The organism is Marinoscillum furvescens DSM 4134, from assembly GCF_003386095.1.
Taxonomy (GTDB): Bacteria; Bacteroidota; Bacteroidia; order Cytophagales; family Cyclobacteriaceae; genus Marinoscillum; species Marinoscillum furvescens.
This window is the reverse complement of sequence record NZ_QREG01000007.1, coordinates 190,181-211,275: the sequence shown is the minus strand read 5'-3', so window position 1 is coordinate 211,275 and position 21,095 is coordinate 190,181. Positions and strand designations below refer to the sequence as shown.

Sequence of the window (21,095 nt, the reverse complement as noted above, 5' to 3'; positions counted from 1 at the left end):
CATCCAAAGCGTGATCTTCACAGAAGGAGAACCGCAAAAGCAACTAATGAAAATGTTCGGCTTTCAAACTGACTGACCCAGCGCGGAAAACAGGAGGATTATCAAACTCTAGTCAACAAAAAAGCCACTCGATGAGTGGCTATATTGTCAATCTAGAGAGAATAAAAAATTAATTTTTTAGGAATCGATAGGCCTTCTTGAATCGCGTGACTTCATCTTTCACCACCAGAAAATAATATCCAGTAGCAAAATCCTTCACTGGCACTCGATACTGACCATTCCCCATGTCTTCTGGAGTGATAGTCATTTCATTGCCAATGATGCTATGAAGTTCAAACTCTGTGTTTTCAAGAGTAGAGTTTTCAATCTTAACAACAATAAAGTCTACCGCTGGGTTTGGGTAGATCTCAATTTTATTGTTCGTATTGAGAGATTGATTGTAAAAATTATTTTCAGCACTCACCACAGACCCATCATCTCCCCCCTGCGCCGATGCAGAAAACGAGAATAGGATGACTAACGATGCTATGATGAGTTTAGTATTCATGCTTCCATACAAAGTACGCAAAAAAAACGCCAAATGTTTATAGTCGACCGTAAAATTTTAATGTTATTTCATCGTTACACCCCGCGCTTAACATCTTTTAGCATTTTTTATCCAGCTGATTGATGGCCTGAGGCAACATAGCGACAATATCTGAGGCGGTCATAGATCGATACCCCTGAGCATGAGCAGCAAGGTCACCTGCCAGTCCATGAATGTATACTCCAGCCCTCAAGGCTTCTAAAGGATTCATCCCCTGACCTATCAGTGCACCGATCACACCTGTGAGGACATCTCCACTCCCACCGGTTGCCATACCTGGATTTCCGGTTGGGTTGAAGGTGATCTGGCCTTTAGTATCGCATACTGCTGAATACGCGCCTTTCAACACCATGTTCAGCTGATATTTTTTACAAAATGCTTTTAGCTTTTCTAGCTTTTCAAAGTCATCTTTCCAGTCCCCTACCAATCTTTTAAACTCCCCTGGATGAGGTGTAAGCACGCTTTCTGGTGGCACTGCGCTTAAGAGATGAGTATTCGCAGCGAGTATATTGATCGCATCTGCATCCATCACCATGGGTGCTGTCGCTTTTTGCAGCAATTGTGCCAGGGCATTTTCCGTAAGCTTTCCCGTACCGATACCTGGCCCTATCACGATCACATCTATCTGCTCCTCGGGAAGCACTTCAGATATAATTTCTGTATGCTCATCTACCTCCACCATGGCTTCTGGCACTGCCACCTGCAGGATGTCTAAACCACAACATGGCACATGTGCAAACAGCAAACCGCATCCTGATCGTAAAGCAGCCTTCGCACTTAGAATTGCAGCTCCCATTTTGCCTTTACTACCTGCCACGAGCAACACTCTGCCATTGGTTCCTTTATGATCAAACCTCCTTTTGAGTGGTAAGTGAATATCTCTTAACTCTATCTGCCACTTGTCTGTAGTCTGCTGAAGTAAAAACTCTTCACTGAGGCCAATAGGCACCACATGCCACGAACCTACATAGGATGCAGCGGAGGGCATAAAAAAGACTAGCTTAGGAAGCTGAAAACTAATGGTATGAGTGGCTTCTACCACAGCTCCCGCAGATGGAGTGGGCTTATCAGCAAACAATCCTGAAGGAATATCTATTGCACAAACTTGTGCTTCAGACGCATTAATACGTTCGATGACCTGAGCATATACCCCCTCAACTGGCCGTGAAAGACCAGAGCCAAACATCCCGTCAATAATCAAGGATGTGTCAAACTCTGGAATTTGGCTCTCATCTACTACAATCTTTGGGGACAACCTTTCACCCAAGCGGTCATAATTGACACGAAAATCTTCAGAGGCTTTTTCCAGATTACCTACTACATACACCTCAATATGCCCAACCTCACCTTGAAGCATGCGAGCAATAGCGAGACCATCGCCTCCATTATTTCCCACACCACATACCACGGCAACTGAAGGTACGCTGGCAAACAGTTCCAAAAACTTTTGAGTAAAAGCACTAGCCGCACGCTCCATGAGATTTACACTGGAAATCGGCTCATTCGCAATAGTAAATGCGTCTGCCTCTCTTATTTGTTGGGAATTTAAAATAGGCCTCATGACCTAAAAGTAGAAAGAATCTAAGCTTAGGTCAAGGACTAAAACAGAAACAAAAGCAGGAAAATTTTACTTAACGATCCACTTCGCCCATGACCACATCCAAGGACCCCATGATAGCTATAAGGTCCGAAAGCATGTATCCCCTTGAGATTTCCGGCAATACAGAAAGGTTTACAAAACTACAGGCACGTGCTTTACAGCGAATCGCCTGATCCGCACGTCCGTCCGCACGGAAAAAGAACCCCAACTCGCCTTTGGGGTTTTCTGCACGTACATACAGGTCTTGTGCTTTTGGCCTTATTTTTTTTGGCACCACTTCTCTCGGGTCAAAATCTCTTGTCCGTTTACAATCCGAGGTGAGTCTTTCCAGGCATTGGTCAATGATCTTTACAGACTCTTCGCATTCGCGAAAACGCACCCATGTACGGTCCCAGCAATCCCCCACTTCTCCCATTTCTCCTGAGCCTATTGGTACTTCAAAATCCAGCTCTGGATAAACGCTGTAGCCATCCACTCTTCGCAAATCGAATTTCAACCCTGAGCCTCTAAGCATGGGGCCTGTCACTCCATAGTTGATGGCCAGGTCCAGTGGAAGTGTGCCCACTTTGGCAGTTCGATCAATAAATATTTTGTTTGAAATTAAGAGGTTTTCCAGGTCTTTGAGTTTGGGTTTCAGGTACTTGCTAAAACTCGCACATCGCTCTTCAAAACCTACGGGTAAATCATAAAAAAGCCCTCCTATCCAGATGTAGTTATACAGCATACGTGCTCCAGACGCCCACTCAAGGAGTCGCTGAATGTGCTCACGATCACGCATGACCCAAAGAAAAGGTGTAAATGCGCCGATATCGAGCCCATAAGTTCCTATGGCCACAAAATGAGAAGCCAGCCGGTTGAGCTCAGCTACCAGTACCCGGATATATTCTACACGTTTAGGGATTTTGTCTGTGATACCCAGCATACGCTCTACCCCCATAGCATAAGCATGCTCAGAGTTCATAGCTGCCACGTAATCCATCCGATCCACGTAGGGGATCACCTGATTGTACGGCACGGACTCTGCGTGCTTTTCGAAGCATCGGTGCAAATACCCCAGGTGTGGCACTACATCCTTTACTACCTCTCCGTCCGAGATCACTTCCAGTCTGAGCACACCATGGGTAGACGGGTGCTGGGGGCCCAGATTGATGAGCATCTCCTCACTTTTCAGCCCTTCTGCACTATATACGGTAGGCTCTGAGTTCTTTAAATGATCCGGATGGTATTGATATTGAATGTCCACGATTAATCTTTGGTTAGGTCATCAGGTGCAGTATCATCACGGTCATAGGCTACCGTCATGCCATGGTAAGTTTCGGGCCCCTGATAGTCTTTACGTAACGGGAAGCCTTCCCAATCTTTAGGTAAAAGAATGCGTCTAAGGTCTGGATGGTGGAGAAACCTGATACCGAGCATATCATAAGCCTCGCGCTCATGCCAGTTGGCCGTACGCCAAATAGAAGAAACCGAAGCGATCTCAGCAGACTCACGCTCTAATGTGACCCGGAGCATTAGGTGATGATCATAGGGAATACTGTACAGATTGTAAATCACCTCCATGGTACCTGCCTCGGGGCCATTATCTAATCCTGTGAGGCAGGAGAGCATATCAAAATAGCACTGCTCATGCGTATGAAGCAGGTCGCAAACCTGATAAATAGCTGCAGGAGTGACTTCCAGCACCAGCGGGGATGCCTTAAGGTCTTCGCCCACCACAGCATCAGGAAGGTGCTTTTCCAATAATGCTTTTATTTCCTCGAAAGTCATGTAAGGTGGTTTTTTAAGAATTCAACCAAAGGATTTAAGACAGGGCTATTCATATCATAGTACGGAAGATCATAAAGCCTTCTCGCCCCAGAGCTATTACTTCGAGTAAGTCCAGCATGATAAATAAAGAATTTATCTTTCTCCCCTACTGCATACTCTTTTAAATTGAGTCCATTCACGCAATTTGCAAAAGCATCAATACATTTAGATAAAAGCGCATCATAATTTTCAGGAATTACTCCTCGTAGAAGCGTCTCCAGATTTCCATCATCAGAGTGATTCGGAAGCAGGAAAATACAATCCTCTCGGATATTTGAAAAGGCATTTAGTAAATGTGAAACCCCCTTGGATTTAGAGTCATCGGCATCCATTACAAAAACCGTCGGCTTTTCCAGAGACACAGTTTCTATGTTAATACTTGTTATCAAGTCGCCACTCAAGCTTTGAGCATTAGTATTGGTGAAGATGAACTCATAAGACTTAGGGTCCTCAATCCGATGCTCAATGAGTTGACGAATAAAATTGGAATCTTCTTTGCCTTCTACAACAATAAATAACTCCGTCATCACCTTAGTTCATTTCCAAGTTCTACTGCACTTTTCAACACACCAAAACCTGCTGTGTAAGCTTTGACATTACCTGTTTTGGGCGATTGCTTTAACGTCACCGTGCGGGATTTGGCTTGATAAACTTGTCCCAAATCCTGAACGGCCAGCTGAAAACTCTCTACACACTCTCTGTTATGAGTCGACGCAAAAACCTGAACTTCATACTCCAAAGCAGCTTGCAAGATGACTTTCCAATAATCAGTCATTCGAGAATAATGAATTCCAGTATCCAGCTCATCAATCAGAATAATCTCACCACTGTTATTAATTATTTCAACCAAAACCCGAAAAAGCTTTATCACGCCCTCTCCCAATAAAGGAAATGGAACAGGTTTGGACGACTTATCGAAATAACATATCAATCCTGGCTTTTTTGTGAGCTCAGAAATACTGATTTCGATATCGTCTAATTCTGGATGCAGCGCACGCAATGCCGAAATAAGATCTCTTTTAACTTCTCGATCTGGCTGCACTTTCAATGAATACAAATTCACCAAATCGTCTGAATATCCGTATGAAAATGGAATGAATGGAATTGGCCGACTAGAAAAATTACCTAAAGCGTGTCCAACTTCTACACTATCGGCTTGAGCCACCGTTAGTTTTTGCAATAAAGAGTTGAATCGAAAGTCCAGCTCATATTCAAAACTCCGCTCACCATCCTCATCACGCCGGATTATGAACTGTAACGAGGCTTTGTTGTCGTAAATGGAGTTGTTATTCACGTACCATTGAAACACTTTAAACTGATCAACCTCCCCTACGTTTCTAAATTTTAATGCTTCAAAAAGATTACCTTCAAACAGTTGAGGTTGTTCATTCCACAATAGTGCTTCCAGCAAACTCGTCTTGCCAACGTTATTGTCGCCAAGTATCAGATTGAATTGACCAATATCGGATACTTCAAGATTATCAAACCTCTTGAAATTTTTGACTTTGAGATATTTATAGTGATTTGCTCCCATAGGTCTCCTACTGGTTAAAGATATACAATCTAAACCGTTGCCTTTTTCCGCTTCTCCATCAATTTCTTTAATGCCTCCGGCTTCATCAGTGACTCTCCTCTGATTTTTTCCTGTAGCTTCATAAACCCTCCTATCAGAGCTTCAGGGCGCGGAGGGCATCCCGGCACATACACATCCACAGGAATAATTTTATCCACTCCTTTTACTACATGATAGCCGTGCTCCCAGTATGGACCGCCACAGTTGGCACAGCTGCCCATGCTTATCACATAGCGCGGCTCAGCCATCTGCTCATAGAGTCGGCGCACCCGATCTGCCATTTTAAAAGTCACAGTTCCGGAGATGATCATTACATCGGACTGGCGAGGAGACGCTCTGGGCAAAACCCCAAAACGATCCATATCATACCCGGAGGTATAGGCTCCCATCATCTCTATGGCACAACACGCCAGACCAAACCCCATGGGCCACAGGCTGGATAGCCGAGCCCAGTTGAGCAAGTCGTCTGCCTTAGTGACAATGATGCCACCTTGTCCAAATTGATGATCCAAAAGTCCCATTATGCTTGTTTCTTTTCGTACGATTTCTGATTGATGTGTGCGTAAGCCGACGCTGGAATACGTGATCGGTAAGTGGATTTTTGTGGCTTTGGCTTCACCCAGTCCAGCATACCCTTGGCCCACACATATACTAAGCCTAGCAGCAGTATACCTATAAAAATGAACGTCTCAACCAAAGAGAACATGCCCCACAAACCATCTGTAGAAGCATTCATTTCTTCATTGGCAAACACTGTAGCCCAGGGAAACAGAAATACCAGCTCCGTTTCGAACAACAGAAAAATGAGCGCTATGACATAAAACCGGATATTAAAAACACCCCAGGCAGACTTCACCGGATCTTCTCCTGATTCGTAGGTTGTATTTTTCTCTTCATTAGGTCTGACCGGTCGGAGAATCTTACCCACCAGCATGGTAGTCACTACAAATCCTGCCGCCCCAATGATAAAAAGGAGCACCACTGCAAAGCCTGACAATTCAATCATGGCTGAAAATTACACAATGACTCAGAATTTTAGGGGATCAAAATGCTTGAAGTGTCCATTCAGTCGGATTTTTTCCTTGGCACGCTCGGCACGCTCCAAAGCGGGGATGAGCTGTTCCAGGTGCTCGATCACGAAGTGTTGACGCTGGCGCTCCGAGCGCATTTTCAGCAAGATGTACTCCTCCTCCGGCTTAAGCCCTATTTTATGGATCACCTTATACATGGAGGTATCCTCTGAGATGGTTATTTCTTCCTCCATGTGCAGCCACTCAAAAAGTGCCCTACAAAGCTCAGAAAACTTTAACTGCAAGCTTTCTTCCTGATCCTGCTCTACCTCCAGCAGCTCTACAGGTCCTCCAGCGTATTGTTTGTTTTGCCATGGGTTTTGAAAATCCTGCACCTTAAACACGCGAAGCCCTCGCGTTTTAATATCCATACGCCCATCATCATAGCGTTTAGATACGTCCAAAATTTCCACTTCCGTACCATATTCAATCTTTGTCAGCACATAAGAGGGTATGCCAAATGTGGTTTTTGTTTGTAGGCAATCGTTGACTAACTCTTTGTACCTCGGCTCGAAAATGTGCAAATTCAGTTCCTCACCAGGAAAAACAACAGAATTTAAGGGAAAAAGTGGTATCTCTTTGACCATATCTACACAACAGCTCTTAAACTTCAGAGTTTGGTTACTTTTGAAAAAAATTAGAGGGTCGCAAATGAACAAAATCCGTGTCAACCAGGGAAGAATTGTCCCATTCAATTTTCGAATTGCTGCTACCTTCTTTCTATTCCTGCTTATGTTTCTAGCCATGATGCATCTCCAGGAACTCTGGGCAATTGTAGCCAGCATCGGCTTTTCTATGCTTATTCCATTGCTGTGGTCCAGCTATCGTATCATCGAAATAGACCCTACCAACAATGCCATCTGGCATATCACATGGATCCTGGGGTATCAGATACGGGACCTGTCGCCCTATGCCCAGCCTGAAAAGCTGTACATCAATTTGCTGGATGAAAGCCAGAGGGTCAATTCACACGGAGGACAAACGCACACCATACGCACCAAAGCGCATGTCGCCTATTTAAAACTGGCGAATGGTGCCAAGCACCGACTGATCAGCGCCAAAAATGAACAGGCACTACTCAAGAAGCTACAACCTATCGAAGAAAAACTTGGATTGAAGGCCATTAAAAACTACTAGCCAACAAAAAAGGCCACTCCTGATGAGTGGCCTTCGTAGATTAGGTAGGTAGGTGTAACTATTAGGTAGCCCAGGTTTTACCGTTTCCGGCTTCTTCAATGGGCTGACATCCGTGGTATTCTACAGGGATTGCCTGATATTGCAACACCTGCGTGGCTCCATACTCAGTAGTAAAGTAGCCCACCACAGTAAGTTCTTTCACCATTCGAAAAAACGCATTTTCCGATTTGCGACCCTTAAGTTCATCATTTTTTTGATTCAAAAAAACTTTTTTCTGATCTGAATCTAAAGAAATAAAAGAGGCACCTAACTGGTCTTTGCAATCGTTTTCAAAGACTTTTAACGCAGAAATAAACTTCTCTCTGGTCTCTGAAGGAAATACCACGCTGACCATTTCTTCGATAAACGCCGGTACACCTAGTTTTTTAGCCCCTGGAGTATCGGTTTCAGGAATAATGCCCTCGGCCACTTCACTTACCAACAGCGCCTGATCTTCTGTGAAAAAAGTGGGCGTCCAAGCCAACTCAGGTTTTGGCGTACATCCATTGAGTATGCCAGCAACAGTAGGCGCACTCACTACGCCTCCCATAAACCAGGCAGCCCGCTTCAGGGCTTCACGTCTCTTAATATTTTCCATATCGTTTAGAGGTTTCCTTTTTTAAGTTCTTCTACTGCGAAGTTTGCGGCACGTGCTGTCAGTGCCATATAGGTCAGCGATGGGTTCTGGCATGCCGCTGAGGTCATGGCCGCTCCGTCTGTGACGAATACGTTTTTCACCTCGTGCACCTGATTCCATTTATTCAGCACAGAAGTTTTAGGATCTCGGCCCATGCGCGCCGTTCCCATCTCGTGTATTCCCAGTCCTGGGGCTCCTATGTTGTCATAGGTGCGTACATTTTGTAAGCCTGCAGCGTCGAGCATTTCTGCCGCTGTGGCCTGCATGTCTTTTCGCATGGCAAGCTCATTTTCTTTAAACTCACAGTCAAATGTGAGGGTAGGCAAGCCGTGTTTGTCGAGCTTCTCAGTATTGAGCGTAACTTTATTTTCATGATAGGGAAGCATTTCGCCAAAGCCCATCAAGCCCATTCGCCATTTTCCTGGTGTCTGAATTTCTTCTTTCAGATCTTCACCGATACTCAGCTCAGCTATGTTGCTTCGCCAGTTTTTGCGACTAGCTCCTCCCTGAAACCCATAGCCTCTCACAAAATCCGGATGCTTGTCAGTGACATTTCTAAACCTCGGGATGTAAATACCGTTAGGTCTGCGACCACTGTAATACATATCTTCAAACCCATCGTAATCTCCTGATGCTCCTGCTTTAAAGTGGTGATCCATAAGGTTATGACCCAGTTCCCCAGAGGCATTGCCCATCCCTTCCGGATGGTATTCGCTTTTTGAGTTCATGAGTATGTAAGTAGACCCAAGTGCTGAAGCATTCAAAAAGACAATTTTGGCATAAAACTCCTGAACCTCCCCTGTCTCCGCATCCTGCACGCGTACTCCAGACGCCTTGCGCGTTTCTGGATCATAAAGCACTTCAGTAACAATAGAGTGGGGACGTAAAGTCATATTCCCCGTATTCATCGCAGCAGGTAGCGTACTTGCCGGACTAGAAAAATACCCACCAAAGGGACACCCACGCATACACAGGTTGCGATAGTGGCAGTGAGCCCGACCATTGTGATTTTGAGTGATATTGGCCGTTCTACCAATAGTCAATAAGCGTCCTTCAAAGTTTTTGGAAATGCTATCTCGCACGTGTTGCTCCAGGCAATTGAGCTCCATAGGTGGCAAAAATTTACCATCGGGTAGCTGTGAGAGACCTTCTTTCTGGCCACTCACGCCTATAAAAGACTCTACATAATCGTACCAGGGAGCCAGGTCTTTGTAGCGAATGGGCCAGTCTACTGCAATGCCTTCTTTGGCGTTGGCCTCAAAATCCAAATCACTCAGACGATAAGACTGGCGCCCCCACATAATGGAGCGACCACCCACATGGTAACCTCTGATCCAGTCAAACCTTTTGATTTCTGTATAGGGATGCTCCGTGTCTTTGATCCACCAGTGCTTGGTGGATTCCTTGATGGTATAGCCGGTACGCATTTGCTTCTCATAATGCTTAGCTTCCTCTTCAGGCACTTTATCATCGCGAGGAAGATCCCATGGATTCATGCTCATGGTGGGGTAGTCCTTTACATGCTCTACATTGCGCCCACGCTCTAGCACCAGGGTCTTCAAACCCTTTTCGGTGAGCTCTTTGGCAGCCCACCCCCCACTGATACCAGTACCTACCACTATGGCATCATATGTGTTTTGAGCTTTGGATTTTAGGTTTAAGTTCATTCGGTTTGTTTTCGTTATCTACTAAAGGTGAAATTCTAATCTAACCAATTATCCACCAAAATTCATTTGGTTTTTTATAGGATACAGAATGCAAACGTTTTCTTTTTAAAATGATGACAATTTTTTACCAAACCAGCTTTAATACACGTCTTTGTTACGCTTAAACTTTTATCCTTCAACTAAAAACTGAATATTTACTAAAGGTTTATTTGAATACCTAAACTGATGACCATGAAAATCTCTCGTAAATCGGCAATAAAACGAATGGCTGGACTGTCTGCGCTCAGCTTTTTAGGCCTACCCCAATTTGCAAATGCTCAGGACATGAAATCAAAACTCAAAGGAAACATCAATCACTCCGTATGTAGGTGGTGCTACCGAGGTAAATCGCTGGAAGAACTGTGCGAAGTAGCTGTAGATATCGGCATAAAGTCAATCGACTTGCTAGACCCTGAAGAATGGCCTGTGGTACAAAAATATGGGCTTACCTGTGCCATGTCAAACTGTGTACCCCTTAGTCTCACGGATGGATTTAACAACCCCGATCTCCACGCACAACTGCTAAAAGATTACGAGGCTCTGATACCCAAGGCAGCGGATGCAGGCTTGGAGCGCATCATTTGTTTTTCTGGAAACCGACACGGACTATCCGATGAAGAGGGTCTTGAAAACTGTGCTGTAGGACTAGAACCTGTGGTAAAACTCGCGCAAAAATACGGCATCACCATCTGCATGGAGCTACTCAACTCCAAGGTGAATCATCCGGACTATCAGTGCGACACCACACCATGGGGCGCAGCCCTTTGTGAAAAACTGGGAAGCGAACACTTCAAGCTGCTCTACGACATCTACCACATGCAGATCATGGAAGGCGATATCATCGCTACTATCAGAAAATACCATCAGTATATTGGGCACTATCATACCGGAGGCGTGCCCGGCAGAAATGAGATTGAAGACTCGCAGGAGCTCTACTATCCAGCTATCATGGAAGCTATTGTGGCTACAGGTTTCAAAGGATACGTAGCTCAAGAGTTTATTCCTACACGTGATAACGTGTTTGACTCACTGCGAAAGAGCATTGCCATTTGTGACGTGTAAAAATTCGGCAAGTTTGCACACCAAAAAAAGCGGTTGATCTCATTGATCAACCGCTTTTTTTTGATGTTTAGGCTGAAATTATTTCAACTCTGCCAATATAGCATTTAAAGTTTCGCTAGGACGCATCGCAGCGCTCGTGAGCGCATCGTCTGGCTTGTAGTAACCTCCGATCTCTACAGGTGCTCCCTGTGCTGCCAGTAGCTCTTCATTGATGGCAGCTTCTTTATCCACCATGCTCTTGTGCACTCGCTCAGCCAGCGCTTTCAGCTCCTGATCATCAGACTGTGCTGCAAGTGCCTCTGCCCAGTACATGGCCAGGTAAAAATGACTACCACGGTTGTCTATTTCATTTACTTTACGTGATGGCGACTTGTTTTCTTGCAAAAACTTCGTGTTTGCTACATCCAACGCATCAGCCAGCACTTTAGCTCTTGGGTTATCACCTGCTTTGCTCAAGTGCTCCAATGATGCAGCCAAAGCCAAAAACTCTCCAAGAGAGTCCCATCTCAAGTGGCCTTCTTCTACAAACTGCTGTACGTGCTTAGGCGCAGATCCTCCAGCACCGGTTTCAAACAACCCTCCGCCGTTCATCAATGGAACGATAGATAGCATTTTCGCTGAAGTACCTACTTCCAATATAGGGAACAGATCAGTCAGGTAATCACGAAGCACATTACCAGTAACAGAAATGGTATCCTGTCCCTTGCGTATGCGCTCTACTGAAAACTTAGTAGCTTCTACTGGCGCCATGATGTGAAGCTCCAGTCCTGATGTATCATGATCTTTCAGGTATTTCTCTACTTTCTTAATGAGCTCTGCATCATGAGCTCTGTTTTTGTCTAACCAAAATACTGCTGGTGTCTGAGAGTCGCGTGAGCGGGTCACTGCTAGTTTTACCCAGTCCTGGATAGGAGCATCTTTCACCTGGCACATTCTCCAGATATCTCCCGCCTCTACATCATGCTCTAGCAGAGTATTGCCTGAAGCATCTACCACTCGCACTTTACCAGCAGCGGCTACTTCAAAGGTTTTATCATGCGAACCATACTCCTCAGCTTTCTGAGCCATCAATCCTACGTTTGGCACACTACCCATGGTAGTAGGGTCATAGGCTCCATTGGTTTTACAATCATCGATCACAGCCTGATACACTCCAGAGTAAGATCTATCTGGAATTACAAATTTGGCATCTTTCGGGTTGCCATCAGGCCCCCACATCTTACCTGAAGTACGGATAGCTGCAGGCATAGACGCATCAATGATGATATCACTTGGCACATGTAAGTTGGTGATCCCTTTGTCAGAGTTTACCATGGCCAGCTCCGGTGACTTGTCATAAGCCGCTTTGATATCTGCTTCTATTTCCGCTTTCTTTTCTGATGAAAGCTGCTCTAGTTTAGCATAGAGGTCACCAAGTCCGTTATTAGGATCTACACCCGCAGACTTGAAGGTGTCGGCGTGTTTTTCAAACAGCTCTTTAAAAAATACAGAAACAGCATGACCAAAGATGATAGGGTCAGAAACCTTCATCATGGTCGCCTTCATGTGAATAGAAAACAAGATGTCTTTTGCTTTGGCATCTGCCACCTGCTCATCCAGAAAAGACCTTAGAGCAGAACGGCTCATGACGGCTGCATCGATTACCTCACCTGCTAGCAGGCTTACTTTTTCCTTCAGTACAGAGACTGTCCCGTCTGCAGCTATATGCTCTATTTTTACATCAGTAGCATTTTCAACTGTAAGTGATTTTTCACTTCCGTAAAAATCTCCTGCAGGCATACTGGCTACGTGTGACTTACTGTCTGCAGACCACTCACCCATAGAATGCGGGTTTTTACGGGCATATTCTTTGACTGCTCGTGGAGCTCTACGGTCAGAGTTGCCTTCGCGAAGTACCGGGTTTACCGCACTACCTTTTACCTTGTCGTATTTCGCTTTGATTTCTTTTTCTTCCTCAGATTGGGGCTCTGTAGGGTAGTCAGGCAGGTCATAGCCTTGTGCCTGAAGCTCCTTGATGGCTGCCACTAGCTGTGGTATGGAAGCACTGATGTTTGGCAGCTTGATGATGTTGGCCTCAGAAGTCTTTGCCAGATCACCCAGGTAAGCCAAATCATCACTGATTCGCTGAGATTCGTTCAGTCGCTCAGGAAAGCTAGCGATGATCCTGCCAGCCAGTGAAATGTCACGGGTTTCTACTTCTACGCCTGCAGATGCAGTGAAAGCCTGCACAATAGGGAGTAAGGAGTGAGTCGCCAGGGCAGGCGCTTCGTCTGTAATAGTGTAGATAATTTTCGATGCTTGTTTTGCCATATTCTTCCTGAATTTTGAATAACCTCTCGTCAGTAATGGATTTGATTATAGATTAATAACTTTCTTTTTCGTTGGGGAAATTTTTGGATCGAACGTCTTTGATATAATCGGTAGTAGCCTCGCTGATGATCTTGTTAAGGTCCGCATACTGGCGTAAAAAACGGGGTTTAAAATCTTGGGTGATGCCAAGCATATCATGCACTACCAGCACTTGCCCGTCTACCTCTGGCCCGGCACCAATACCTATCACTGGTATACTTAGCGATTCAGCCACTTCTTTGGCCAGCGAAGCTGGAATCTTCTCAACAACCACACCGAAACACCCAATATCTTCGAGCATTTTTGCATCATCTTTCAGTTTTTGTGCTTCGGCATCCTCTTTAGCACGCACAGTGTATGTACCAAATTTATAGATAGACTGAGGGGTGAGCCCTAAATGCCCCATCACAGGAATTCCTGCTGAAAGCACTCGTGTGACACTTTCTTTGATTTCGATGCCTCCCTCCATTTTCACGGCATGTGCGCCAGACTCCTTCATGATACGTATGGAAGAACGAAGCGCTTCGGAGGAATTACCCTGGTAGCTACCAAACGGCACATCTACTACCACCAATGCGCGCTTTACTGCCTTCACCACTGATGTGGCATGCCAGATCATATGATCTAGCGTAATGGGCAGGGTGGTTTCGTTGCCCGCCATCACATTGGAGGCTGAGTCACCCACGAGAATCACATCTACGCCTGAGACATCCAATATCCTCGCCATGGAATAGTCATAGGCAGTGAGCATCGCGATCTTCTCTCCACTCGCCTTCATCTCCTGTAGGCGGTGAGTGGTCAACTTATCAAAACTTCCTTGTGCTTTGCTCATAAAAATGGGGGTAAATGATGCCCTTCACGGGCGGGTGTATTTTCAGGCTGCCGCAAATTAATAAAAACCTCACTCAAGTAAAACGCTATTACTCACTTCCACTTGATATTACACCCCATACTTGGGAATTGTTGCTCGGAAATGGCATCTCCAGCTACCAGCGCATCCAATGCCGCTCTAAGATCTTTACCGTTTACCGGCTTATCATTGCCCGGAGTAGCCTCGTCCATTCTCCCACGATATACACATTCCAGATTTTCATCAAATACGAAAAAATCTGGCGTACACTCTGCACCATATGCTTTGGCTACAGCCTGGGTCTCATCATAGAGATACGGAAAATTAAACCCTACTTGCTCGGCCTGCTCTTTCATTTTCTCCGGCCTGTCGTCTGGATATTTCTCTATGTCATTGGCTGAAATGGCCACAAAATCCACACCTGCATCTTGAAAACCGCTCGCAATAGCGGCCATCTCATGCTGAACATGCAGCACATATGGACAGTGTGCACAGATAAATGCCACCACAAGGCCTTTGGCGCCGCGTGCTTCCGCCAGGGAAAGCTCTTTACCGGAGACAACATCTGGAAGGTTAAATTCAGGAGCTTTGGTGCCCAGAGGCATCATGCTCGACAAGGTACGCGCCATTTACTTTTCGTTTTTAGGTTTGAAAAAACTCTTATGTTTGATGTCCAAAATTATCGAACAACATTTACTATGAGGTACCCACTAGCCATCATTTTTGTTTTATGTATTGCGACTTTAGCCTATAGTCAGGAGCCAGCCCCAGATCGGCAAGAAGGCGAAGGCCCGTTTTCGGAGCTCATCATTAGAGGAGCCACGCTCATCAATGGCAACGGCGCACCCCCAATTGGCCCTGTGGACATTGTCATCAAAAATAACACCATCCATCAGGTAAAAGTAGTAGGGCACCCAGGAGTAGCTATTTTGGCCGAAAAACGACCCAAAACTGGCCCAAATACCCGCGAAATAGATGCCTCTGGCATGTATGTTTTGCCAGGATTTGTAGACATGCATGGGCATATAGGCAGCATCAAGGAGATCCCTGCAGAGTACGTCTTTAAGCTGTGGATGGCTCACGGCATCACTACCGTCAGAGAGCCCGGAAGCTTCAGGGGGCGAGACTGGACGCTGGCGCACAAACGACGCAGTGCAAAAAACGAAATCACAGCACCTCGCATTGTAGCTTACACCGGATTCGGGATGGGTACAGATGGCATAGATACACCACAAGAGGCGATCGAATGGGTGCAGGCAAACGCTAAAGCGGGTGCTGATGGCATTAAGTTTTTTGGTGCACGCCCAGAAATCATGAAGGCTGCATTGGAAGAAAACAAGCGTCTTGGTCTGGGGTCCGCCTGCCACCATGCACAGACCAATGTGGCCTGGCTCAACGTACTCAACTCCTCCGAATGGGGACTGACTACCATGGAGCACTGGTATGGCCTGCCAGAGGCCATGTTTCATGACCGCATTGTACAACACTACCCAGTACACTACAATTACCAGAACGAGCAGCATCGGTTTGAAGAAGCGGGCAAACTCTGGGAGCAGGCCGCAGAGCCTGGGTCCGATAAATGGAACGAGGTGATGAACACACTACTAAAGCGTGACTTCACCCTGGACCCAACGTTTAATATCTATGAAGCAAACCGTGACCTAATGCGAGCCCGCACTGCAGACTGGCATCAGGACTACACCCTACCAGCACAATGGGACTTTTATGCCCCCAGCAAAATCTCACATGGCTCCTACTGGCACTCCTGGGGCACGGAGCAGGAAGTCACCTGGAAGCGCAACTACCAGCTATGGATGGCGTTCGTCAACGAATACAAAAATCGTGGTGGACGCGTGACCACAGGCTCAGATAGCGGATACATCTATCAGCTATATGGCTTTGCCTACATACGTGAGCTGGAGCTGCTCCGCGAGGCAGGCTTTCACCCCCTGGAGGTAGTCAGGTCAGCCACACTCATGGGTGCTGAAGCCCTGGGCCTCGATGACAAAATCGGGACCATAGAGGTAGGTAAGCTGGCAGACCTGGTACTGGTAAAGGAAAACCCACTGTCAGATTTGAAAACACTGTATGGAACAGGTGCGATCAGACTCACAGAAAACAACGAGGTAATCCGTGCCGGAGGTGTGCAATACACCATCAAAGACGGAATTGTCTATGACGCCAAAGCTTTGCTTCGCGATGTGCGCAACATGGTAAAAGAAGCAAAAGAAACTGCTGGTGAAATCTCACAACCTGGCTATCCAAATTGGGATTGATTCTGAAAAAATGCATATTTTTAGTCTGATGCTAACCTATATGCAAAAACCACTACTTTTTGGATGCCTGATCTTTACTTTTCTATCTGGATGTCTGGAAACACAATCCAGTAAAGGACAAGACTCTCCGCCGCTCACACAGCCAGTGGTGGAACCACAGGAGGAAGACCCCAACCAGGTCACCTCCCTACTGGGTACCGCATTGCCAGAGAAAGCCTTACCAGCAAAAGTAAAGCAGCGAAGACAAGCCCAGCTTGATGAAGCCAGACAAAAATATGAGCGCACACCGGACAGTTTGGAAAACATCATCTGGTATGGGCGAAGGCTGGCCTATCTGGGCAGATACAATGAGGCCATACATTTGTATTCGGTAGGCCTGGACCTTTTTCCGGATTCCTACCGACTCCTACGGCATAGAGGCCACCGCTATATCACAGTGCGTAAGTTTGGTGAAGCCATAGAAGACCTGCAAAGAGCCGCATTTTACGCGAGACCTGCTGCTAATGCCATAGAGAAGGACGGTCTGCCCAACCGGCTCAACAAACCGCTTTCAAATACAAAATTCAATATCTGGTATCACCTGGGGGTGGCCTACTACCTGAAAGGCAATTATGACAAAGCCATATCTGCCTTCAAAAAATGCATGACTTTTGCCAATAATGATGACCTGATGGTAGCCACCACCAACTGGTTTCACCTTACGTACCGAAAAATAGGCAACCAGGAAGCCGCTGATCAGCTCCTACAAAAAATCCACCGCAGGATGGACATCATAGAAAATTACAGCTATCATCAGCAACTCCTTCTATTCAAAGGAGTGTATACGGACAAAACATTGCTAGAGCGAGCTGAGCAGGAAAACAACGCACTAAATCCTACACTGAGCTATGGGATTGCCAGCTGGCACATTTTCAATGGAAACATTCCTGAGGGGAAAAACATATTGGAGCGGATACTCCTTAGCCCCAATTGGGATTCGTTTGGGTACATCGCTGCTGAAGCAGACATGCTATCACTCAGCAACTTGTAGAAACGACGTTACAGCGCTTCTATTTCATTGCGTAGGTCCATCAGAATATTTGGGTAGTCGGTGATGATACCATCTACTCCCATGTGGAGCATTTTGACCATATCCTCACGGGTATTGGGCGCATAGGTATACACCTCAAAGCCTCGCGCATGCATGCGAAAAACCCTTCGGGTAGACAGGGTATGAAACTCTGGATTGAGAGCTTTCATACGATCATCCTCCTTGGCTCTGCCCAAATGCATTTTGGTTTCTACATAAAACGAAATCAAAGGTGCACTGTCCTCACCAATCATGAGTTTCTTGGTTTGCACATGGTCATCGTATTTGTGAGCCTCTTCGATATACTCCACGTCATACGACTGCAAGATGATCCATTCATAGCCATTGGGTTCCTCCCTGATCACATCCACAAGCTTTTCAGCAAAATCATGATAGTGCGGGTGGTCCATGTGTTTGATCTCAATGAGCACTTTACAGCGACCATTGATCAGATCTAGTGCTTCCTTGATCGTAGGTATTTTCTGATCACTAAACTTCGGGTCAAACCAGGATCCGGCATCCAACTCTTTGAGCTCAGCGAGTGTATAATCATGCACCAAGCCCGTACCATTTGTGGTACGCTCCAGGGTTTCGTCGTGAAATACGATGATCTCCTCATCACCTGTATTTCTTACATCCAGCTCGATCATATCCACCCCTATTTCTATGGCCTTTTCAAATGCCGCCAGGGTGTTTTCGGGCGCCAGACCCGAGGCGCCTTTGTGCGCTATGATGTCGAAGTGCTCTCCTTTCAACCGCTCGTTTATCTCGGAGCTGGTAATAAATGTCCGATATATCCATGGCTCAAACAAAGCAATGGACATGAACATCAGCACAACTGGTGACGAATAGAGGAGAAACTTTTTAGTCATATCAAAATGCGAAATGGTTGCATCAAGTTATAAAAATCAATGCAATTATTGGTCACTTTTCGAAGGCACAGTGAGTTTCAGGTGTAGTTCTTCCAGCTGATCGGTATCAATCACAGATGGAGAATCGATCATTACGTCTCGTCCGGAGGTATTTTTAGGGAAAGCAATAAAATCTCTGATACTATCCTGCCCACCAAACAACGCACATAAGCGATCGAAACCAAACGCAATACCACCATGTGGAGGCGCTCCATACTCAAATGCACTCATCAAGAACCCAAACTGTTCTTGCGCTTCCTCTTTGGTAAAACCAAGGGCATCAAACATCTGCGACTGGACATTGCGATCATGTATCCTGATAGAGCCACCTCCTAGCTCCACACCATTGACCACCATATCGTAGGCATTGGCTCTCACGCTACCCGGGTCACTTACCAGCTTATCAAAATCATCCGGATTTGGAGAGGTAAACGGATGGTGCATGGCATGGTAACGCTCAGTTTCTTCATCCCATTCCAGCAGCGGAAAGTCTACCACCCAGGCTGCAGCATAGGTATTTTTATCTCTCAGCCCCAGGCGAGTACCCATCTCCAACCTCAGCTCATTCAATGCTTTGCGCGTTTTGCCAGCATCTCCCGCAAGAATCAGTAGCAAGTCTCCCGGCTTGGCGCCAAACTTTTCAGCCCACTTTTTCAAGGCATCCTGATCGAAGAATTTGTCTACAGAACTCTTAAAGGTACCGTCAGCATTGCACTTTACATATACCAACCCTTTAGCTCCGATTTGTGGTTTCTTTACGAAATTGGTTAGTTCGTCAAGCTGCTTACGCGTGTACTCTGCACAGCCCTCAGCATTGATCCCCACCACCAACTCGGCACTGTCAAACACTACAAACCCAGCTCCCTGAGCCACATCATTGAGCTCGTGAAATTCCATACCGAAACGCAGGTCAGGTTTATCAGAGCCATATTTGGACATTGCCTCCGCATACGGGATGTGCGGCAGCTCACCCAGATCCACACCCTTCACTTCTTTGAAAAGGTATTTGATCATCCCTTCAAATGTATTTAGGATGTCCTCACGAGTAACGAATGACATTTCACAGTCTATCTGTGTAAACTCAGGCTGACGGTCTGCCCGTAGGTCTTCATCGCGGAAACATTTTACAATCTGAAAGTATCGATCAAAACCAGAGACCATCAGCAGCTGCTTAAATGTCTGTGGTGACTGAGGCAATGCATAAAACTGGTTTGGGTTCATTCTGGATGGTACCACAAAATCCCTCGCACCTTCAGGAGTACTTTTTATCAGGTAGGGGGTTTCCACCTCCATGAAGCTATTTTCTGAAAGATAGGCACGGGTCTTTTGGAGTAGCTGATGCCTCATTTCCAGGTTTTTGCGTACAATATTTCTACGCAGGTCCAGGTAGCGATATTTGGCTCTAAGGTCCTCTCCTCCATCTGTTTCATCATCAATGATAAATGGAGGGGTTTTAGATTCATTGAGAACTGTAAGTTCCGCTACTTTTATTTCCACATCCCCAGTCGGGATTTTTGCATTTTTAGATACGCGCTCGATCACCTCTCCTTTGGCAGCAATCACAAATTCTCTCCCTACCTCACGTGCTCTGGCAATGGTCTCTTTATCTGAGGAGCCCTCATCAAACATAAGCTGTGTCACACCATAGCGATCACGTACATCTATCCAGATCATGCCTCCTTTGTCGCGTACTTTCTGTACCCAGCCCGCAAGTGTCACTTGCTCACCGATATGACTACTTCTTAATTCTCCACAGGTATGAGTCCTTAACATTTTTCTATTTTTTGCTCAGTTTGATGATAAAAGTGCAGCAAATTTAACAATAGTTTTAGCTTTGATGTAATAAATCTCAGGAACGAATGAAAATGTACCATCAGCTAATTCTTACGCTTTTTCTCTGCCTTTTATACTTTTTGCCACAGGCCCAGCCCAAACTGGAGCGAGTGAAGATCAACAAGTACATCTCCATGAAAGCCCCTGAAAGTTTTATTCCCCTTGGTGAAGGAGAGCTAGCCGGCAGGTTTGTGACAGCACGTACTCCCCTCGCCATGTACACTAGCGACGACCTCACCATGGAACTGGGCATCAACGCGACAAGTAACCTCTGGCCAGAGGGCGATCTTGAGATCATCCAATCGTTTTACAAAGCCAGCATAGCAAACCTTTTCACAGAGGTGAATTTCATTCAGGAAGATATACGCGAAATTGACGGGCGCAAATTCATCGCTTTTGAGTTTGTTTCCAAAGTCAGTGACGAGGGTAATACTTTTGGAGGAGGAGGAACAGTCACCAAATACACCTTTATCCAATACACCATTGTAGATGAGCGTGTGCTGCTATTCAATTTCACTTGCCCATCTAGAAAGCGACAGGAATGGCAGCCAATAGCCCGAGAGATCATGGCTAGCATCAAGATCAAATAAT

At 45.8% G+C, this 21,095-nt stretch carries 21 protein-coding genes; 5 read left to right on the top strand and 16 right to left on the bottom strand.

Annotated features, from left to right (window positions below):
* Positions 1-169 precede the first annotated feature (169 nt).
* The 9 genes from C7460_RS09785 to C7460_RS09745 all read right to left on the bottom strand — a co-directional run bounded on the left by C7460_RS09785 (position 170) and on the right by C7460_RS09745 (position 7,222).
* Positions 170-547 carry a T9SS type A sorting domain-containing protein gene (locus C7460_RS09785; protein ID WP_115867915.1) on the bottom strand — a complete coding sequence of 126 codons (378 nt, stop codon included), beginning with the start codon at positions 545-547 and terminating at the stop codon, positions 170-172.
* Positions 548-644: 97 nt separating this feature from the next.
* Complete coding sequence (locus C7460_RS09780; protein ID WP_115867914.1) at positions 645-2,147, bottom strand: NAD(P)H-hydrate dehydratase; 1,503 nt, start codon at positions 2,145-2,147, stop codon at positions 645-647.
* Between the two features lie 70 nt (positions 2,148-2,217).
* Complete coding sequence (locus tag C7460_RS09775) at positions 2,218-3,429, bottom strand: NADH-quinone oxidoreductase subunit D (protein ID WP_245986286.1); 1,212 nt, start codon at positions 3,427-3,429, stop codon at positions 2,218-2,220.
* Between the two features lie 2 nt (positions 3,430-3,431).
* Positions 3,432-3,953, bottom strand: coding sequence for an NADH-quinone oxidoreductase subunit C (locus C7460_RS09770; RefSeq protein ID WP_115867912.1), 522 nt, complete (start codon positions 3,951-3,953; stop codon positions 3,432-3,434).
* Complete coding sequence (locus C7460_RS09765; protein ID WP_115867911.1) at positions 3,950-4,519, bottom strand: DUF3226 domain-containing protein; 570 nt, start codon at positions 4,517-4,519, stop codon at positions 3,950-3,952. The genes C7460_RS09770 and C7460_RS09765 overlap by 4 nt, the downstream gene beginning before the upstream one ends.
* The gene (locus C7460_RS09760) at positions 4,519-5,526 is read right to left on the bottom strand and encodes an AAA family ATPase (RefSeq protein ID WP_115867910.1); all 1,008 of its coding nucleotides are present in this window, start codon (positions 5,524-5,526) and stop codon (positions 4,519-4,521) included. Before C7460_RS09760 ends, C7460_RS09765 begins: the two co-directional genes overlap by 1 nt.
* 29 nt (positions 5,527-5,555) lie before the next feature.
* A complete protein-coding gene (nuoB, locus tag C7460_RS09755) occupies positions 5,556-6,086 on the bottom strand; it encodes an NADH-quinone oxidoreductase subunit NuoB (RefSeq protein ID WP_115867909.1) in 531 nt (176 codons plus the stop codon).
* Positions 6,086-6,571, bottom strand: a complete 486-nt coding sequence (locus C7460_RS09750) for an NADH-quinone oxidoreductase subunit A (protein WP_115867908.1) — start codon at positions 6,569-6,571, stop codon at positions 6,086-6,088. Before C7460_RS09750 ends, nuoB begins: the two co-directional genes overlap by 1 nt.
* Before the next feature lie 21 nt (positions 6,572-6,592).
* Positions 6,593-7,222 (bottom strand): LON peptidase substrate-binding domain-containing protein, encoded by a 630-nt coding sequence (locus C7460_RS09745; protein WP_115867907.1) that lies wholly within the window; start codon positions 7,220-7,222, stop codon positions 6,593-6,595.
* A 64-nt stretch (positions 7,223-7,286) separates the two neighbouring features.
* Between C7460_RS09745 and C7460_RS09740 the strand changes: the two genes are divergently transcribed.
* Positions 7,287-7,772: a hypothetical protein gene (locus C7460_RS09740; protein WP_115867906.1), complete on the top strand. Its 486-nt coding sequence runs from the start codon at positions 7,287-7,289 to the stop codon at positions 7,770-7,772.
* A gap of 61 nt (positions 7,773-7,833) precedes the next feature.
* Here the strand turns inward: C7460_RS09740 and C7460_RS09735 are convergent, their stop codons facing one another.
* Positions 7,834-8,409, bottom strand: coding sequence for a gluconate 2-dehydrogenase subunit 3 family protein (locus C7460_RS09735; RefSeq protein ID WP_115867905.1), 576 nt, complete (start codon positions 8,407-8,409; stop codon positions 7,834-7,836).
* A gap of 5 nt (positions 8,410-8,414) precedes the next feature.
* Positions 8,415-10,115: a GMC oxidoreductase gene (locus C7460_RS09730; protein ID WP_115867904.1), complete on the bottom strand. Its 1,701-nt coding sequence runs from the start codon at positions 10,113-10,115 to the stop codon at positions 8,415-8,417.
* A gap of 231 nt (positions 10,116-10,346) precedes the next feature.
* On the opposite strand from C7460_RS09730, the gene C7460_RS09725 reads away from it, so the two are divergent.
* Positions 10,347-11,216, top strand: coding sequence for a hydroxypyruvate isomerase family protein (locus C7460_RS09725; protein WP_115867925.1), 870 nt, complete (start codon positions 10,347-10,349; stop codon positions 11,214-11,216).
* A 78-nt stretch (positions 11,217-11,294) separates the two neighbouring features.
* On the opposite strand, the gene C7460_RS09720 is transcribed toward C7460_RS09725, so the two are convergent.
* The 3 genes from C7460_RS09720 to C7460_RS09710 all read right to left on the bottom strand — a co-directional run bounded on the left by C7460_RS09720 (position 11,295) and on the right by C7460_RS09710 (position 15,044).
* On the bottom strand, positions 11,295-13,526 hold the full coding sequence (locus C7460_RS09720; protein WP_115867903.1) for an NADP-dependent isocitrate dehydrogenase: 2,232 nt from the start codon (positions 13,524-13,526) through the stop codon (positions 11,295-11,297).
* Positions 13,527-13,578: 52 nt separating this feature from the next.
* The gene (gene panB / locus C7460_RS09715) at positions 13,579-14,397 is read right to left on the bottom strand and encodes a 3-methyl-2-oxobutanoate hydroxymethyltransferase (RefSeq protein ID WP_115867902.1); all 819 of its coding nucleotides are present in this window, start codon (positions 14,395-14,397) and stop codon (positions 13,579-13,581) included.
* Between the two features lie 92 nt (positions 14,398-14,489).
* The gene (locus C7460_RS09710) at positions 14,490-15,044 is read right to left on the bottom strand and encodes a thioredoxin family protein (protein WP_115867901.1); all 555 of its coding nucleotides are present in this window, start codon (positions 15,042-15,044) and stop codon (positions 14,490-14,492) included.
* A 69-nt stretch (positions 15,045-15,113) separates the two neighbouring features.
* On the opposite strand from C7460_RS09710, the gene C7460_RS09705 reads away from it, so the two are divergent.
* Both C7460_RS09705 and C7460_RS09700 read left to right on the top strand, forming a co-directional pair.
* A complete protein-coding gene (locus tag C7460_RS09705) occupies positions 15,114-16,691 on the top strand; it encodes an amidohydrolase family protein (RefSeq protein ID WP_115867924.1) in 1,578 nt (525 codons plus the stop codon).
* A 40-nt stretch (positions 16,692-16,731) separates the two neighbouring features.
* Positions 16,732-17,721 carry a tetratricopeptide repeat protein gene (locus C7460_RS09700; RefSeq protein ID WP_170147953.1) on the top strand — a complete coding sequence of 330 codons (990 nt, stop codon included), beginning with the start codon at positions 16,732-16,734 and terminating at the stop codon, positions 17,719-17,721.
* An 8-nt stretch (positions 17,722-17,729) separates the two neighbouring features.
* Here C7460_RS09700 and C7460_RS09695 read toward each other — a convergent pair whose 3' ends face one another.
* The gene (locus C7460_RS09695; RefSeq protein ID WP_115867899.1) at positions 17,730-18,632 is read right to left on the bottom strand and encodes a glycerophosphodiester phosphodiesterase; all 903 of its coding nucleotides are present in this window, start codon (positions 18,630-18,632) and stop codon (positions 17,730-17,732) included.
* A gap of 45 nt (positions 18,633-18,677) precedes the next feature.
* Entirely contained in the window at positions 18,678-20,444 is a 1,767-nt protein-coding gene (gene aspS / locus C7460_RS09690; RefSeq protein ID WP_115867898.1) for an aspartate--tRNA ligase, read from the bottom strand.
* Between the two features lie 86 nt (positions 20,445-20,530).
* On the opposite strand from aspS, the gene C7460_RS09685 reads away from it, so the two are divergent.
* A complete protein-coding gene (locus C7460_RS09685) occupies positions 20,531-21,094 on the top strand; it encodes a hypothetical protein (RefSeq protein ID WP_115867897.1) in 564 nt (187 codons plus the stop codon).
* Position 21,095 lies beyond the last annotated feature (1 nt).